This is a genomic window from Thermosynechococcus sp. NK55a (genome assembly GCF_000505665.1).
Lineage (GTDB): Bacteria > Cyanobacteriota > Cyanobacteriia > Thermosynechococcales > Thermosynechococcaceae > Thermosynechococcus.
The window spans coordinates 1,853,723-1,870,598 of record NC_023033.1 but is presented as its reverse complement, the minus strand read 5'-3'; the positions used below and the strand labels follow the sequence as shown (position 1 = coordinate 1,870,598).

Annotated in this window: 13 protein-coding genes and 1 pseudogene; 8 read left to right on the top strand and 6 right to left on the bottom strand. The window is 52.9% G+C overall.

Annotation, left to right across the window (positions count from 1 at the left end):
* The first annotated feature begins 44 nt into the window (after positions 1–44).
* Positions 45–1,349: an NCS2 family permease gene (locus NK55_RS09060; RefSeq protein ID WP_225871747.1), complete on the top strand. Its 1,305-nt coding sequence runs from the start codon at positions 45–47 to the stop codon at positions 1,347–1,349.
* 50 nt (positions 1,350–1,399) lie between these two features.
* Positions 1,400–1,912 carry an adenine phosphoribosyltransferase gene (locus NK55_RS09055; protein ID WP_024125433.1) on the top strand — a complete coding sequence of 171 codons (513 nt, stop codon included), beginning with the start codon at positions 1,400–1,402 and terminating at the stop codon, positions 1,910–1,912.
* A gap of 62 nt (positions 1,913–1,974) precedes the next feature.
* On the opposite strand, the gene NK55_RS09050 is transcribed toward NK55_RS09055, so the two are convergent.
* Positions 1,975–3,672, bottom strand: coding sequence for a DUF655 domain-containing protein (locus tag NK55_RS09050; protein WP_024125432.1), 1,698 nt, complete (start codon positions 3,670–3,672; stop codon positions 1,975–1,977).
* A gap of 122 nt (positions 3,673–3,794) precedes the next feature.
* On the opposite strand from NK55_RS09050, the gene NK55_RS09045 reads away from it, so the two are divergent.
* The 5 genes from NK55_RS09045 to NK55_RS09020 all read left to right on the top strand — a co-directional run bounded on the left by NK55_RS09045 (position 3,795) and on the right by NK55_RS09020 (position 10,088).
* Positions 3,795–5,024 (top strand): acetate/propionate family kinase, encoded by a 1,230-nt coding sequence (locus NK55_RS09045; RefSeq protein WP_024125431.1) that lies wholly within the window; start codon positions 3,795–3,797, stop codon positions 5,022–5,024.
* A gap of 298 nt (positions 5,025–5,322) precedes the next feature.
* Positions 5,323–6,402: a type IV pilus biogenesis protein PilM gene (gene pilM, locus NK55_RS09035; RefSeq protein ID WP_041429787.1), complete on the top strand. Its 1,080-nt coding sequence runs from the start codon at positions 5,323–5,325 to the stop codon at positions 6,400–6,402.
* Between the two features lie 8 nt (positions 6,403–6,410).
* Complete coding sequence (locus NK55_RS09030) at positions 6,411–7,112, top strand: PilN domain-containing protein (protein ID WP_024125429.1); 702 nt, start codon at positions 6,411–6,413, stop codon at positions 7,110–7,112.
* Positions 7,109–7,846, top strand: a complete 738-nt coding sequence (locus NK55_RS09025; protein WP_024125428.1) for a type 4a pilus biogenesis protein PilO — start codon at positions 7,109–7,111, stop codon at positions 7,844–7,846. The genes NK55_RS09030 and NK55_RS09025 overlap by 4 nt, the downstream gene beginning before the upstream one ends.
* 94 nt (positions 7,847–7,940) lie before the next feature.
* The gene (locus tag NK55_RS09020; protein WP_024125427.1) at positions 7,941–10,088 is read left to right on the top strand and encodes an AMIN domain-containing protein; all 2,148 of its coding nucleotides are present in this window, start codon (positions 7,941–7,943) and stop codon (positions 10,086–10,088) included.
* A gap of 76 nt (positions 10,089–10,164) precedes the next feature.
* Here the strand turns inward: NK55_RS09020 and NK55_RS09015 are convergent.
* The 3 genes and pseudogenes from NK55_RS09015 to bchL form a co-directional block, all read right to left on the bottom strand.
* Positions 10,165–11,545, bottom strand: a pseudogene (locus NK55_RS09015) (ferredoxin:protochlorophyllide reductase (ATP-dependent) subunit N).
* A 33-nt stretch (positions 11,546–11,578) separates the two neighbouring features.
* A complete protein-coding gene (locus tag NK55_RS09010) occupies positions 11,579–11,959 on the bottom strand; it encodes a DUF5331 domain-containing protein (protein ID WP_024125426.1) in 381 nt (126 codons plus the stop codon).
* A gap of 44 nt (positions 11,960–12,003) precedes the next feature.
* Positions 12,004–12,849 carry a ferredoxin:protochlorophyllide reductase (ATP-dependent) iron-sulfur ATP-binding protein gene (bchL, locus tag NK55_RS09005; protein WP_024125425.1) on the bottom strand — a complete coding sequence of 282 codons (846 nt, stop codon included), beginning with the start codon at positions 12,847–12,849 and terminating at the stop codon, positions 12,004–12,006.
* A gap of 624 nt (positions 12,850–13,473) precedes the next feature.
* Here bchL and NK55_RS09000 point away from each other — a divergent pair.
* Positions 13,474–14,106: a CPP1-like family protein gene (locus NK55_RS09000; protein WP_024125424.1), complete on the top strand. Its 633-nt coding sequence runs from the start codon at positions 13,474–13,476 to the stop codon at positions 14,104–14,106.
* Here NK55_RS09000 and dnaN read toward each other — a convergent pair.
* On the bottom strand, positions 14,103–15,212 hold the full coding sequence (gene dnaN, locus NK55_RS08995) for a DNA polymerase III subunit beta (protein WP_024125423.1): 1,110 nt from the start codon (positions 15,210–15,212) through the stop codon (positions 14,103–14,105). The genes NK55_RS09000 and dnaN overlap by 4 nt on opposite strands.
* A gap of 87 nt (positions 15,213–15,299) precedes the next feature.
* Positions 15,300–16,865, bottom strand: a complete 1,566-nt coding sequence (murJ, locus tag NK55_RS08990; protein ID WP_024125422.1) for a murein biosynthesis integral membrane protein MurJ — start codon at positions 16,863–16,865, stop codon at positions 15,300–15,302.
* Positions 16,866–16,876 lie beyond the last annotated feature (11 nt).

Here is a 16,876-nt window from a genome sequence, read left to right as displayed (position 1 = left end):
GCTTGAGGGGACGCTGGTACTCACGGTTTAGGGCTTGCTTCAATTTGCAGCAGGCACACAGCTCACTCTGTACCGAGGCACTGGCGGCGCTAACCACATTTCTAACGATGGCCTACATTTTGCCCGTCAATGCGCAAATTCTTTCCAATGCAATTTTTCTTGAGCAACCACAGGATTTGCAGGTGGAGTTGCTGATTGCAACGGCAATATCTGCGGCAGTGGGCAGTATCCTCATGGGGATTTGGGCGAATTATCCGATTGCCTTAGCTCCTGGCATGGGCATCAATGCCTTTTTTGCTTTTGCAGTGGTGGGGCAGATGGGGTTGCCTTGGCCAGTGGCGTTGAGTGCTGTACTCCTCGAGGGCATTGTGTTTGTGCTACTGACCCTCACGGGGGTGCGATCGCTGATTGTGAGTATGATTCCTCTGTCTCTGAAGGTGGCGATCGCTGCCGGGGTGGGGCTATTTATCGCCTACATTGGCCTTGGCAATGCTGGAATTATCATCGCTGATGCGGCTACGAAAACAAAACTCACCACTTTTCACACATGGCCACCCATCCTCGCTGCCCTTGGGATTCTTTTGACGGCCTTTCTCTGTGCCAAGGAGGTGCGGGGGGCAATTTTTTGGGGGGTGATGATCACTGCCTTAGCTGCATGGCTAGTGGGGGCTGCCCCTTGGCCAACGGGTTTCCTCCAATGGCCACAATGGCCCTCCCATCTCTTTGGTCAAGCCTTGGTGGGCTTTCGACAATTGCAACCGCAGCAGGTGGGGTCTTTTCTCTTAGTGACGCTGGTTCTGCTTTTTACCGATATATTCGACACCGTAGGCACCCTTTCAGCGGTGGGGGTACAGGCAGGGTTTCTCAATCCGCAAGGGCATTTTCCCCGCGCCTTGGGAGCCTTTATGGCGGATGCAGTAGGAACAATTGTTGGCGCCCTCTTTGGCACCTCCACCGTGGTCACCTATATTGAATCGGCAGCGGGCATTGCTGTGGGTGGACGGACAGGGCTGACGGCACTGATGGTGGGGGGGTTGTTCTTGCTCTCACTACTGTTTTTGCCGATTACGACGGCTATTCCCAGTTTTGCCACGGCACCGGCGTTGGTACTGGTGGGTGTTTTTATGGCGCGATCGCTCTCAGAGATTCCTTGGTCTGATCTGACGGAGGCGATCCCCGCTTTTTTGGTGGTGTTAGTGATGCCCTTGAGCTACTCCATCAGTGAGGGGCTAGGGGTGGGATTTATTAGCTATCCAATCGTCAAATTAGCTGCAGGGAAAGGCAGAGAAGTGCACCCCGCCCTCTGGGGATTGGCGGTTATCTTTGTTGCCCACTACTTTTGGCGTTAGACAGGATCTGAGATAGGATGCTTCTGAACTGATTGGAAATACATTACCCTATGGATCTCAAATCCCTGATTCGCGATGTTCCAGACTTCCCTAAGCCCGGCATTCTGTTTCGGGATTTAACAACACTACTGCAAAATCAGGCGGGGCTGCGCTACGTCATTGATCAACTGGTGGAAAAACACGCCAATGCTGGCATTGACTATGTGGCTGGCATTGAGTCCCGCGGCTTTATTTTCGGCGCCCCTTTGGCCTACCACCTGGGAGCAGGCTTCATCCCTCTGCGCAAACCCGGTAAGCTCTGTGCTCCTGTCTATGCGGTGGAGTATGAACTTGAATACGGGCGCGATCGCTTGGAAATGCACCAGGATGCTATCGAACCGGGGCGGCGAGTGCTAATTGTCGATGACTTGATTGCCACAGGGGGCACAGCGGCAGCGGCGGCGGGCCTGATTCAGAAAGCGCAAGGCGAACTCCATGGCTTTGCCTTTATTGTGGAGCTGACGGACTTAGAGGGACGGCAAAAGCTTCCCGACGTGCCAATTACCACCCTTGTGACTTACTAAGTGTGACTTAGTTAGTTAAGTGTGACTTAGGAAGTGTGATTTGTTAAGCGTGATTTAGGCCGTTACCATGTCACGCGATCGCGCAGGCGTTCCAGGAGCTTCGGCCCAACACCGGGGACGGCATCTAGATCCGCCAAGGAATTAAAAGGCTTTTGCTCGCGGGCACGGATAATTTCGGCCGCTAGTTTTGGTCCGACGCCCGGTAGGGTCTCCAGTTCAGCCGCAGTAGCTGTGTTCAAATTGACCCGTGAGGTAGGCGTGCGGGCACGATTTGCGGAAGAGGGGGCAAGTCGGGTGGCAATATTACCGCCACAGGCGGTCAACTGTTGCTGGAGGCGATCGCGAGTGTGTTGCGGTAGACCCAGACGACTATTGCTATAGAGCCGCTCAAACTCCCGTTCATAGTGAGCTGCTACCGTGGGATGCTCAATCACCAGCAAAAATTCATCGTTACCGCGATTGGCTGCTTCTGACCAGTTGTGGGAACCCACAATCACGGTGCGATCGTCAATAACGCCATACTTATGGTGCAGCTTATCCCCCTCCGGTAGTAGGGGAGTGCCCACCGTTTGAATGGGGTTTTGCCAGGGGCGGTTACCGGTTTCGTAGTAACAGTTACCTTGACGGGCTTGAGCCGTATTCGCCATCGCCACTCCCATCATATCGAGGGCTTCGCTAAAGTCACGGTAGATAAATCCGGCATCAATGAGGGCACGAATTTTTACCCCTTGGTCATGGCGTTCCTCTAAAACGTTGGACAGTTCCTGATCCGAGAAGACAAAGAGCGCCATATCAATTCTTTGGCGACTGCGACTCAGGATTTGACCAATGAGGCCGTTTGTAGAGGCCGCCCAGGGTTGCGATCGCGGGGTCGGCGAAAAGCGCACCATGACTATGGCATCGCCCACAGGCACCCGTTGGGGGGGACGCACCGGCTTTTTGACCCCAAAGCGACTGTTGGGCTGACCACCGGGGCCATCGCCCCACATGATGTTAAATTCCTCGGTAAATAGGCGTGCCACGGCGGGGCTATCAATCACTAAAAGGGAGTTGGCATTGCCACGGGTATCCGGTCGTGCCAAGTCACCGTGGACATCACTGAGGGTAAAGTTCGCCGTAGTTGCAATCACTTGACGATTGTCTATCACAATAAACTTGTGGTGCATGAGCATGCTGCCCTTGGAGCCATCGGCAGTGTCATCAATCCAAGGAATCTTCGCCTCGTTGAGAATGGTCTGCACGTCGCGATCGCTCAATTCCGCTGCACTGAGTTGGCCATCGCCGTTGGTATCCACAAGCGCCTTCCAGTCGTTATAGCGCTCCCGCATCCTCGGATCCATGGCACTGACTTGAGCAGCACTGTATTTTGCCCAAGGGGCAGTGTAGGTATTCTCCATTACCACCCGTACCCGTACGCCTGCCCGCTGCCGTGCTGCTAGCGCCTTTGCCAGATTCGGGAGGCGAAACTCCTGCACCGCCACATCAATGGTCTTTTGTGCCTTAGCAATCTGCTCAATCATGATTGCCTCAAGGTCTTCCCCTTCACGGGTATAGGGGCGATAGGGTTCTTGGTAACTGTGGGCTTGGGAGTGATTCATGTGTACCGCAATTTGCGGATGTTGAGGCAGCGGGCTTAGGGAAGGGCGGATAATGGGGTGCGATCGCAATTGGGTGAACACCACTGCAGCAATTAACAGCCCCAGGAGAAACAACAGCAGATACACACCCTGTCGCCGCCATTTCAGCTTTTGCCAAAACATGCTAACTTCCCCAATGCCTGTCCCAATTCTAGGGCCATGTTTTTCGCCTCAAGGTGTTCTGCGCTGCATCGGTTGCCAAAGGCGCTTGGCTAGGATAGAGGCAATGCTTTTGCTGAGCTGCCATGATCACGGTGCTGGTGTTAAATGCTGGCTCTAGTAGCCTCAAAGCCTGTTTGTATCGGCTAGCCCCTGAAATAGGGGCAACGGCTGCTACACCCCCCACTCCCCTTTGGCAAGGCCTCCTCGATTGGGGACAAAACCCGACGGTGGCGCATCTCAAGGTAACCACTGCCGACCAGTGCTACGAAGCCAACTTAACTCACCCAGAGGGGGGAATTACAGGCCTACGGGACTGGCTCAAAAGCCTCCTAGACACCCTCACCAGTGGCCAGACAAAGCTCTTGGAAAGCCTTGCAGAAATTACGATCATCGGTCATCGCGTTGTCCATGGCGGTAGCCGTTACCAAGCACCAGTGCGAGTGAATGCACAGGTGAAAGCAGTGATTACCGAATTTAGTGAATATGCGCCGCTCCACAATCCAGCCAACCTGCTGGGGATAGAATTAATGGCCGACATTTGTCCCCAAACGCCCCAAGTGGCCGTGTTTGATACTGCTTTCCATGCTCAACTGCCAGCAGTGGCACGCACCTACGCCATTCCCTATGAACTAACAACTGCTGGTATTCAACGCTATGGCTTCCACGGCATTAGCCATCAATACGTCAGTGAGCGGGCTGCGACCCTGTTGCAGCGTCCCCTAGCAGAGTTGTGCCTGATTAGCTGCCACCTCGGGAATGGTTGTTCTCTGACTGCGGTCAAGGGAGGAATCTCCGTGGAAACCACGATGGGTTTTACCCCTACAGCGGGAGTGATGATGGGGACGCGCTGTGGCGACATTGATCCGGGGATTTTGCTCTATCTACTGCGGCGGGGTCGGACGGTTGAAGAACTGGAGCGGCTGGTGAATCGGCAATCGGGACTGTTGGGCGTCTCTGGAGTGAGTAATGATTTGCGGCAGATTTTGGCAGCCATTGATCAGGGAAATACCCAAGCCCAGTTGGCCTATGACTGCTTTATCTATTCCCTACAGCGGGGCATTGCCAGTCTGTTGCCAGCTCTTGGGAGCCTCGATGCATTGGTATTCACGGCAGGAATTGGTGAAAACGCCGCAGGTGTGCGCCGCGATGTCTGCCGAGGGCTAGCTTGGCTGGGAATTGAGTTAGATGGCACAGCTAACGAAAAGGGTAAAGGGGATCGTAACATTGCGCTGCCTACTGCTCCTGTACAAGTGCTCGTGGTTCAGACCCAAGAAGATTGGGCGATCGCCCGTGCCTGTGGACAACTTTTATAGCTCCCCATCACCAGCTCACGTTTTTTATGAGCATTTTTATCTTTCCTAGTACGCAATAGGGGCCTTGCACATTGCCACAGGTTTGCCCTTCAGTTTTGCATACTTTTGCATAAAGACACTTTGCAAACCATACCAACCCATTGAAAAGAACCGATGCCCATTGGTTATGATTGCCTTAGCAATAGCGGCATTTGCATAACCCCCTCGGGTGCAACGCTGCTCTGTTGTGAAACCCTTATCCTTGACTCTTGACGTCGTTTCGTTCATGGACACTTGACCGTTACTGGTGGGTGATATTGTGCTGGGAAACCTATTTGCAAAACCAAAGCAAGGCTTGGGGATTGAACTCACCCCAGAGCGGGTCAATATCGTGCAGATTCAGCGGCAAAAGCAGGGTCTGAAAATGACGGCCATGGCCTCAGTACCCTTGGCTGAAGGCGCTATTGAAGAAGGCCGCATTATTGACACCACCGCCGTCGCCGATGCCATCCGTCAAGGGATTGAAGATAAACGCATCAAACAAAAAGAGGTGATCAGTGCCATTCCCATGAATGAAGCCGTGATTCGCCTGATTCGCCTGCCTGCTGAATTACCGGACTACGAATTGCGGGAAGTGGTTCTCATGCAGGAAGCCCCCCTCTACCTCCCCTTTCCCCGCGAAGAAGCGGATGTTGACTATCAAAAGCTGGGAACCACCCTTGATGAAGATGGCATTGAGCGAGTAGAAATCCTGTTGGTGGGTACACCCCGCGAGGTGACCGATGCCTACATCAATGCCTTTACCCAAGCCGGTTTGCAACTGACTGCATTGGAAGTTACCAATTTTGCCCTCATGCGTACGCTGCGGGATTCGCTACAACAATTTGTGGGGGAAGCAGCAGCCATTATTGATATTGGCGATGAAGGCACAGAAATTAGCATCGTCAAGGATGGGATTCCCCAGTTTAACCGCAAAGTGCCCATTGGTAAAGAACGCATGCAAGAGGCCATCAGCCGCGCCATGAATTTACCTCCCTCCATGGGCGTTGACCTCATTGAGAATCTTACGGTTCCCCTAGAGCCAATGGATTTAACCGGAGCCCTCAACCCCAGTGGCGCAGCTATTTTGCGCGTTCTCTCGGATCTGGCGGACGAAATCCGCCGCTCCATAGACTTCTATCTCAATCAAGGGGAGAGTCTAGAGGTGTCACAGTTGCTGCTGGCAGGTCCGGGTGCCAGTATCGGTCAAGTGGATGAGTTTTTTAGTCAGCGACTCAACTATGCCACCACTTTAGTTGACCCCATTAGTTTGCTAGGGCTGCAAACTCCTGAAGAGATTCCCCTCGAAAAACGCCCTGCCCTCGGCACGGTGATTGGTCTTGGTCTGCGTGGCGCTTAGGAGCATGTATGTACTCAATTGAGATTAACCTCCTCAAAGAACGTCCTGAAGTGGGAGGGATGGCTGCTGCGACAACCACAGCAGCAGGAATGAGTAACGTACCGATTATTATTGGTAGTATTGCCGCCCTCTTCTTTGTGGGTCTCGCTCTCCTGGGCTCAGTGGGTGCCAACCTCTGGCTGCAACAACTGGCGAATAAGCAAAAAACAATTCAAGATCGCCTTGCTGCAATTTCGCCGGATTTGCAACGTATGGATCAAATTAAAAAAGAGCAAGATCAAATTGCCGCTGAAACCAAAGCCCTTGCCAGCGTCTTTAATCAGGTCAAACCTTGGTCTGCGGCGATGCGCAGTATGGCAACTCAAACGCCAGCAGGGGTACAAATTCGCAAAATTACCCAAGGGGGAGAAGCATTGCAGGAGTTAACCATCGAGGGAACAGCGGTGTCCTTTGACGCCGTGAGTGAGTTTCTATTGCTCCTGCAAAATCGCTCTCCCTTCTTTGATGGCAAGGCCACCCAGTTAATCAAGGCTGAGCGCTCAACCGGTGGCAACGCAGAGGAGAAAATCACCACTGTTTCCTTTAGTGTTAAGACCGCGATCGCTAGCGTGCCGGCATCGGAACTCCTTGAGCAACTTGCCGCCAATGGCCTTCAAGGACTAGTGGCGCGCATTCAATTTCTCAAAGAAAAAGGAGTGGTACAGCAATGACTCTAACTGGCGATTTTGGCGGCCCCCCACTTGAGGAACCAGCACCCAATTATCCGACAGTCTTTGGCATCACCTTGACACCCCTAGTGAGTGGGGTATTGATTGCCCTTGTTGGTTTGGGAGCCGCCGTCTATCTGGGCAGTCTTCTCATTGCCCCCAAGCTCGAGGAAGCCGCCAAGCTACAGCAAGAAATTACCCAACAGGAAAATGACCTCTCCCAGCGGGAAGTGCTCCTGAAGCAACTCAATGATGTGATCGCGGGGTTAGAGCGCGCCAAGCAGGAAAATCGGGATGTGCGATCGCTCTTTGCTACCCAAGCAGCCCTTGACACCCTCTTACTGGACATTAACCGGCTGATTGTTACAAGCGGCGCTCAACTCATCACCTTTGAACCTGATAGTGCAGGTTCAGGAATCGTCCAAGATGGCTCCCTGGGTCCAGAATTAAATGGCAAGCTAAAACGACAAGTTACCAACATTACAGTTCAAGGGCCATTTCCCAGTATTTTGCAGATTATGCAAAAAATTGATCAGCAGCAAAACTTCCTCGTTATTAACAACCTGACGATGGAAGCGATAGCCGACAAGCCTGGTGACGTCACTACCACATTTAAGCTCATAGCCTATGTGCCCCTAACCCCTGAGGAAATCGCTGCTTTAGCACCCCCCCCTCAGGAGGAAAAACCCCAAGGAGGTGAGCAGCAAGGACAACGGCAGCAACCACAACAGCAATAGCGCATGGCAATTAAAGAAGCAGCGTAGATTATTTTAGGACTGAGTAGCATTCTCTTTTCGTAGGTTTGGTGGCATTTGTGAGGAGTCAAGCATCGTGAGTCAGTTTTTACATCGTCTCGGTTTAGGGGTGGCCACAACGGCCCTCATTGCTGCAGGTCAAACACCCACTTGGGCCGCAGCCACAGAAATTACCGCCATTCGCCTTGTGACTGCTGCTAACGGTATCCAGCTCCTTTTTAACGTGCAAGGGAATCTACGGCCAGCGGTTTTCACTGTCAATCGTGGCAATACCTCCATTGCCGACATTGCCAATAGCCAACTGCGCCTACCCCAAGGGGGGGCCTTCCGCCAAGAGAACCCCGCTCCCGGTATCTCCTCCGTCGAGGTCGTGCAACTCGATGCCAAAACCATCCGCGTCACCGTGAATGGCATTAGTGCTGCCCCCATTGGTGAGGTCATCCGCGAAGGACGCGCTGGCCTGCAAATTAACTTCATTACAGCTCAAGGCCCTGCTGGTCCCCAAGTTGCTCCCAGGGGCCAACCCACGGCTATGCCCCCCGGCCCCAGTGCCGTTCCTCCTTTTCTGCCGCGCCCAGTACCGCCACCCGTTGGCGATATGCTCATTAGTCCTCTGAACGCAGAACCGGATGTTATTGAACTGGGCACAAATCAGCGGATTCCCCGCTTACTCCTGCGGGAAGCGCCCGTGCGGGAAGTGCTTTCTCTGTTGGCACGGGCAGTCAATCTGAACGTGGTTTTTCCCGAAGGGGGCACGACTGGCGGGCCAACCATCTCCCTCGACATTGAAAACGAATCTGTCCAAGATGTGTTCAACTACGTGCTGCGGGTCACCAACCTCAAAGCCAATCGTCAAGGCCGCACCATCTTTATTGGTCAAGCTTTGCCTCCCGATGCCCAAAACCGTATTGTTCGCACCATTCGTTTGAATCAAATGCGAGTCTTCGGTGCGGGTTCAACCACACGGGAAATTAGCTCCATTGCGCAAACGGGAGGTACTATTGGCACTGCCGGCGGCGCTGGTGCCCAAGCCTCAACAACCGCTCAAACAGCCCTCAACCGTGAAACTCGAACTCGTGAGGGTGACTTACAGTTGGGTGCTGTGCAGTTGTTGGAAATGTATGGTGCCAACTTGCCTGATACAGGACAAGCGCCAGCAACGGGCTGTGAGCAGCTTCAGGTCCCATCTGCAGCCGGCGGCGCCATCAGTCAAATTTGCCGTAGTACACTCCTAAAGGGTTTGGAGGTCGTTGGGGATCCTCGTACGAACACAATTACCCTCATTGGCACACCACGTAAGGTGGAAATTGCCACCCAGCTCATTCAGCAGTTTGACATCCGCAAGCGACAGGTCATGGTAAATGTCAAGTTTATTGACGTTAATCTACTGCGCGGCCAGAGAGCAAATGCAGACTTAATCACTAACTTTGGTAGCGGTCTTTGGGGAGCTATCTTCAGCGCTGATGGACTCAGCGTTATCCGTGGTACCACCCCCAATGTGGGTGGTTTGACCCCTACACCTTTACCTCCCTTTCCCAACACACCAGTGGGTAATTTGCTCAGTGACTTTTTTGCCCAAATTCAATTGGCTATCGACACAGGGAATGCGACAATCCTCACTAATCCAACCCTTGTGATTCAAGAGGGCAGTGCTGCCCAGGTCAATTTGACTCAAGAGATTTTCTCAGGGATTGAATCCACTGTTGAAGCTCAGGGGACAGGGTCAGGGGCAGCCCTTCAGTCTCAGACAATTCGACCCATCATTCGACCTGCAGGGGTGATTTTCAATGTCACAGTGGATCAAATTGACGACAATGGCTTCGTTACGTTGCAACTCTCTCCTGAGGTGAGTGCTCCGAGTGGCACCTATTCGGTCGTCTTTCCGGGGGTAGCAAACCCGTCCACAGGAACGCTGCTGTCACAACGGCGGATGGAGTCAGGGCGGATCCGCCTGCGGGATGGCCAGACATTGATGTTGGCGGGGATCATCCAAGATCAGGATCGCTCAACAGTTACGAAAATTCCCATCCTAGGCGATATTCCCCTCCTGGGGCGACTCTTCCGCCGGGAAACCAACGCACGTCAACGTAATGAACTGGTGGTGATGGTAACGCCAAAGATTATTAATGATACCCAGGATGCTGAATTTGGCTACCAGTACTCGCCAACGCCAGGTAGCATGCCGCCCAATCTCCAAAATCGAATTTTACAACCGCCCCAATAACGTTTTTAGTGTGGAGTGTTAGTGTGGAGTGTGGCTTGTTGCCCCCTCTTGCTACCTTCAGAGGGGGTTCTTTTTCTCAATTGGCAACCAGTTTTTGCCAGCCTAATCCCGCCAGGGCTTGGTTGCGCCGTAGGGGACGAGTCACCAATTCCAAGATGTCGCGGGCATTGCCAAAGCCGTGGATCTGAGCAAATGTGAATTCCACAGACCACTTGGTACTGATGCCACGGGCCTCAAGGGGGTTGGCGTGGGCCATACCCGTAATGACCAGATCGGGCTGAAGCGCCTTAATCCGCTGCAGCTGGTTGTAGTTATCCGGTTTTTCAACAATGGTGGGTAGGGGATGTCCCATTTCGGCACAGGTCTTTGTCAAGAGTTCTAACTCGGCCGCTTGGTAGCGCTTATCCATGTAGGGAATGCCGATTTCATGCACCCGCATACCACAACGAATCAAAAACCGCGCTAGGGAGATCTCTAGGAGATTGTCCCCCATAAAAAAGACCGATTTGCCTCGCACTAATTCAAGGTAGTCACTGAGTTTTTCCCAAGTTTCGGTTTCGCGCTCCGCTAGGCCTTGGGGCTGAATGCCAAAGGTAGCACAAATCTGTTCGATCCAGGCGCGAGTACCATCAGGACCAATGGGAAAAGGCGCCGTAATGAGTTGAGATTTACGGCGGCGAATCAGGGTGGTGGCGGTACGACTGAGAAAGGGATTCACGCCAGCGACATAGTAGCCTTCATCAATGACTGGCAATTCGGTATAGCGTTTGGCAGGAAGCCATCCTGAAACTTTAATGCCCTGTTTTTTCAATTCCAAGGTGAGTTGGGTCACCACGGGATCTGGCAGGGAGCCAAAGAGAACAAGGGGTGGGTGGTCGTGGTATTGGCTTGATTCGGTTTGGACTTCTTCTTTTTTTGCCAAAGTTGAGAAGCCGTTGAATAGGGTTACGCTCCTCTGGATCACTAACCGCTGTGGGCGTGGGGCAACGAGCGGCCATTGCTGCTAGTACTGTATCTTCCCCTTGGGTAAAGGCGTAGTCGAGACCATTGGCACGAGCAACAACAATGGGAATGCCAATTTCGGCTTCGAGTTTGGGAGCCAGTCCCTCCAAGTCCATTTTGATAATTTCTGTGGTGCAGGTGCCGATCCAAACAATCACGCTGGGGTTGCGATCGCGCTTAATTTGGAGGCAGAGGCGCCTTAACTCTTCATAATCATTGAGTTGTGCTGAAATGTCCCCCTCTTCTAGCTCCGCCATGGCATAGCGGGGTTCTGCAAAAATCATCACCCCCATGGCATTCTGCAAAAAGTAGCCACAGGTCTTAGTACCAATGACCAAGAAGAAACTATCTTCAATCTTTTGGTAGAGCCACGCCACACAGCTGATGGGGCAAAAGGTATGGTAATTACCTGTTTCACACTCAAAGTTGAGGGCGTTGGGAGCAGTGGCAGTCATAGGGAGAGCCTCCAAATTTAGAAACTATTGAAACTAGGTTTGATGACTTCGAGCAGCCTCCTCACTGTGTTCTTCAGCCCGATTACTCACAAAGGGCTGAGGGGGAAGTAAGCGAGGTTCTGGGGGCAGTTGAGCAGGGGTATCCCGATTGGCTAGCTCTTCGTCAGGGTTGAAGTTCAAGCCAAGGGCAGCAATAATGCGATCGGGATCGTTGGTGAGTTCGACAATGACGGGTAGAGCATCCACTAGGCGGGGCTCTAGGGTCGTGAGTACTGCCAGAATAAAACTCGAGGAGGGGCGCCGCTGACCGCGATAGGTACCCCAAATGGCCAGGCGGACAATCCAATGGCGGTTTTCTTGGTAGTAGGCTAGCCACTTACTGCGTGCGCTTTGCCGTAGTTGTTCAGGGTTCATACTCACTCCAGCGAGGGGGTTCCGTGGAGTATTCTAGGGGAGTTTTAGACAGCAGCGAGTGAAGGCTCTGATCCCTGAGGATTCAAGTAGAAGTCAGATAGCAGGGCAAAGAGGTCGCGATCGGGGGCATCCTTAGGCACGACACCCTCAGGCCGCGCCAAAATTTGATCGGCAATGTTCAAGTAGTAGTCACAAACATAGTTGAGACTCGGATCACCTTCAGCCATCTCAAAGAGGGTTTTGCCCTTAACCCGTGACACGCGAATATCCTCAATCAGCGGCAGCACCTCAAGGATGGGCATGGGAACTGCTGCCACATACTTTTCAATGAGATCCCGCTTACTGGTGCGATTACCAATGAGACCCGCAAGGCGCAGAGGGTGCGTGCGAGCTTTTTCGCGGACGGAGGCGGCAATGCGATTGGCCGCAAAGAGGGCATCAAAGCCGTTATCGGTGACAATCAGGCAATAATCAGCATAGTTGAGGGGGGCAGCAAAGCCGCCACAGACCACATCCCCAAGAACGTCAAAGAGAATGACATCGTATTCATCAAAGGCATTGAGTTCCTTGAGGAGCTTGACGGTTTCACCGACAACATAGCCCCCACACCCTGCGCCGGCTGGAGGGCCCCCCGCTTCAACACAATCCACACCGCCATAACCTTTGTAGATTACATCCTCTGGCCAGACATCTTCGTAGTGATAGTTCTTGGCTTGGAGGGTGTCAATGATGGTGGGAATCAGAAAGCCCGTGAGGGTAAATGTGCTGTCGTGCTTGGGGTCACAGCCAATTTGCAGGACTTTTTTGCCCCGCCGCGCCAGCGCCACCGAGATGTTGCAACTGGTGGTGGATTTGCCAATTCCGCCTTTACCGTACACTGCCAGTTTCACGTTGAGCTTGCCTCCTAGGTAATGGAGCGACACGATGACCTAACTGCTATTGTCCGCCAGCGATCGCCAGAAGCCGCAGCGGTCAAGAAAATTATTTTTTGTAATAAAATTCCAGCTTCCTTGAGGATCAGTAAAAAATTTTTCAAGCTCTCTAAGTCTCTCAGACAAGCAGTCATTCTTTAAGAAACTAGTTTTCGTGTTTTTGCTGTTAATTTTGTTTTTAAGTTAAACAAAAATACAAAAGTTCCCCCTCCCCAAGTCATCCCCTGACCAACTGAACCCAACGCTAACGTTTGTCTGCCTCGCGATCGCGCCAAAGGAAATCTGCAACAAGAAACTGTTCTCCTGGGGGGCGATCGCCCGCATCGTTGTAAAGAATAATTAAAAATCTCAAAAGTAAATTATTTGTTACATTTAAGGGGTTGCATCCCTTTAATCGCCACTTTCTCTCGTTTTTCCTAGGAACTCGCTAGAATTTGAGGGAAGGCGATCGCGCTGCAGTTTTTTTTCTCTGCCATCCATCTAAACGAGCAAGATAAGCTCCTTGGGAAGGTACGGCATCGTTACGAAAAAGCTGTAGGGTAGCCTTCAGCCCGCTGTTGATACTGCCCGTAAGAATGGCCAATGAACAAAGATCAATTTGCCATGAGTGATAACCCCTACGAAAAGCTGCAAGTGCCGGAAGACGCTTCTTTCGAGCAGATTAAAGAAGCACGGGATGCGCTATTAGCGGCTCATCCGGGGGATGAACGGCAGCGCACCGAAATTGAAGCAGCCTACGATGCAATTTTGATGGATCGGCTGCGGCAACGCCAAGAGGGCAAAATCAAAGTGCCTGAGCGCATTCGCTATGCTGAGCAACTCAATGAACCGGCGCCAGCGAAGCTAAATCGCATTGCCAATCATCCCGCCCTTCAGTGGTGGCAGCAACAGTTGGACACCCCCAACCTGCGGGGTATCGCCATTACCTCAACCGTCTATGCTGTTCTGATGGCAATCGGGCTGGCTCAGGCCAATCCCGACACCTTGGCATTGGTGCTGTCGCTGGGGGTTGGCTTTAACTTAGTGTGGCTGCAACGCAAGGAAAAGCGCCTTGGCCGCGCCTTTTTAATCACCCTCCTTGCCCTGATCTTGGGGGCGGTGATCGCCGTGGGCATCTATCAGCTTGGGCTGCCGGGGGTCTTCCTTAGCGTGGATCAACTGGTGGGTATTGGCGTTTTTGTCACCTTTTGGTTCACCAGCAACTTCCTGCGCTAAGCACGAATTTGAATTGGCATCACCAAGTATTTCATCTGGGCTGACCCAAGGGGGAGGAGAATCGCGGGCTGGGTTTCGCCATTCAGCTGAAGTTGCACATGGGAACTATTCATCACCTTCAGTCCTTCAAGGAGGTATTTGACGTTGAAGGCCACCTCCATTGACTCCCCAGAAATTTGAGCCGGCACCTTCTCCTCACCACTTCCCAATTGCGGAGCCTCAGCGGAGAGTTTGAGTTCTTGAGCCTCAGTATCAATGTTGATTTTGACAACATTATTCCTTTGAGCCGCAAGAATCGCCACCCGTTCTAGGGCATCTGCCAACGCCGATCGCTCAACCGTGACTTGGCGAGCAAAGGTTTTCGGAATCAGTTGGCGGTAGTTGGGGTACTGGCCCTCCAGCAGACGGCTGGTGATGCGAGCATCATTGCCAATGTCAAACACCACCTGGGCGGGGTCACAGCGGAGTGCCACATCCCCATCTTGTTTCGCCATCAGCCGCTCTAGATCTTTGAGGGATTTTGCTGGAATCGTAATCGGCGAGAGAGCGTCAGGAACAGGCTGTTCAGTTACGGTAACGGCAAGGCGGTGGCCATCGGTAGCCGCAAACTCAAGGCAATCGACCTCAAAGGTCACGTGCAAGCCGGTGAGAATTTGCTTGGTTTCATCAGTGCTGGCCGCAAACAAGCTCCCCTGAAGTCCTCGCCGCAATGCCTCTGCGGTTAAAGTAACGGGCGTCACATCCTCTAACGTGGGCAACGCAGGAAATTCCTCAGCACTCATCCCCTGAATCTCAAAGAAACCACTGCCATAGTCAAGGATCACTCGCGTATCTTCCGCCGTAATCTCAATATCGCGATTGGGCATCCGCGACACCATCTCACTAAAGAGCTTGGCGGAAACGGTAATCGCCCCCGGCACCTTCACCTCTGCATCGAGCCAGATTTGCATCCCCAGACTGAGATCAAAAACGGAGAGTCCGAGGCGGCCACCCTCAGCTTGCAGAAGAATATTTGCCAAAATCGGGTGCGACGGATTGCTAGGAGCAACACGACTCAGGGGGGCCAGTTTACTATTGAGAATCGATTGTGAACAAACAACTTTCATGGTGTACTCCACGGCCGAGGCAGATGGAATGAAGCGCAAAAACGCTGCTTGTCATTGGCCGATTTACTAGCATACTATGGCAACCGATTACTGGTATCGCTTGGGCAAAAACCGCCGCACTTTACTTAGAAAAAACTCCAGCTCTGGCAGATTCAGGGGCGAGATAGCCGCTGCAAAAACGATCAGGCCGACGCCGGTTGCGATCGCCAGCTGCAACAGTTGTACCCCCAAACCTTCGCGCCCCCAGAGCAATTCCAGTCCTTTGAGGGTACCCCAACCTGCCCCCCCAGCGAGAACACTGGCTAGAGCAATTCCCAGCAAAGGCACAATCAACTCCCCCCAAGGTAGTCCCTCCAAACGGCGGTGCAAAATCCAAGTCAGGGCAATAAACGATACCGTATTCACCCCCACTGTCGCCATTGCAAGGCCGACGGCGCCAAAGGCTTGGGTAAAGAAAAAGCAAAACAGGGCATTGACACCCAGCCCCCAGAGAGTGATCTGCAGGGGGGTGCGACCATCCTCAAGGGCGTAAAAGACCCGCACAATCACATCGCGGGCAAGGTAGAAAAACATGCCAATGGCATAGACCAGCAGGAGCGCCGCCACCAATTGGGAGGCCTGAAAATCAAAGGCCCGCCGCTCATAGACCACCCGCACTGCCGGCAATGCCAAAGCCGCCATCATGCCACCGAGGGGCATCATACTCAAGGCAGTGAGTACCAAGCTCTGGCGAATGCGTTCCTTAAGATGCGGCCAGTGTTCTGGCTGTGCCAACTTTGAAAAAATGGGCATATAGGGCACAAGGATCACATTGGAGAGAATCCCCAAGGGCGTCAGAAATAGGAGTTGGGAGTAACTCAAGGCCGACGCAGCACCCACAGGCAACTGGGAAGCAAAGAAGAGACTGATATAAACGCTGATCAAAAGCATTCCTGAAGACAGAGTGGCAGGCCCCATGAGTTGAATTAACTCCCGCACCTCAGGACGATTGAGATCAAAACGTAATCGCAATGTGCCCATGCCAGCTTTCCATTGGGCAGGAATTTGTACAAGCCATTGCAGCACCCCCCCCGCTAGGGTTCCCCAAGCGAGCACTGCGGGGCCAAATTCGTCGGCAAAGAACCAAATCCCAATGATTACCGCCAAGCTAGACAGCAGGGGACTAATGGAAGGCAACCAGTACTGATCGGCAGCATTGAGGGTGCCAAAGCCAATCCCAATCAAACCCGAGAGTACGGCCAAGGGGGCCATAATCCGAAACTGCTCTGCGGCTAAGGCTTGAATCTCTGGACTTGCGCCGGGGGCAATGAGTTGAATTAAGGGATCCGCCAGCACCATCAAAATGACGGTTAGCACCAGCAATAGGGCGCCCACAACGGTGGTAATGGTTTCCACGAGGGGCGCGGCTTTTTCGGGGGGTTGCTTGAGAACCACACTGATGATCGAACTGTGGAAAGGGCCATTGATCCCCCCCAAGAGCACAAAGAGAAACCCCGGAATCACATAGGCGTAACTGTAGGCATCCACTGCGGCGCCAACACCAAATTCGGCGGCGATCGCCTGCTGGCGAACCAGTCCCGCGACTTTACTCAACAGCGTAGCAACGGCAACAATGGTGGCAATGTGGGCAAGCGAACGGGATTTCTTTTCCACAGTGGTGGCAA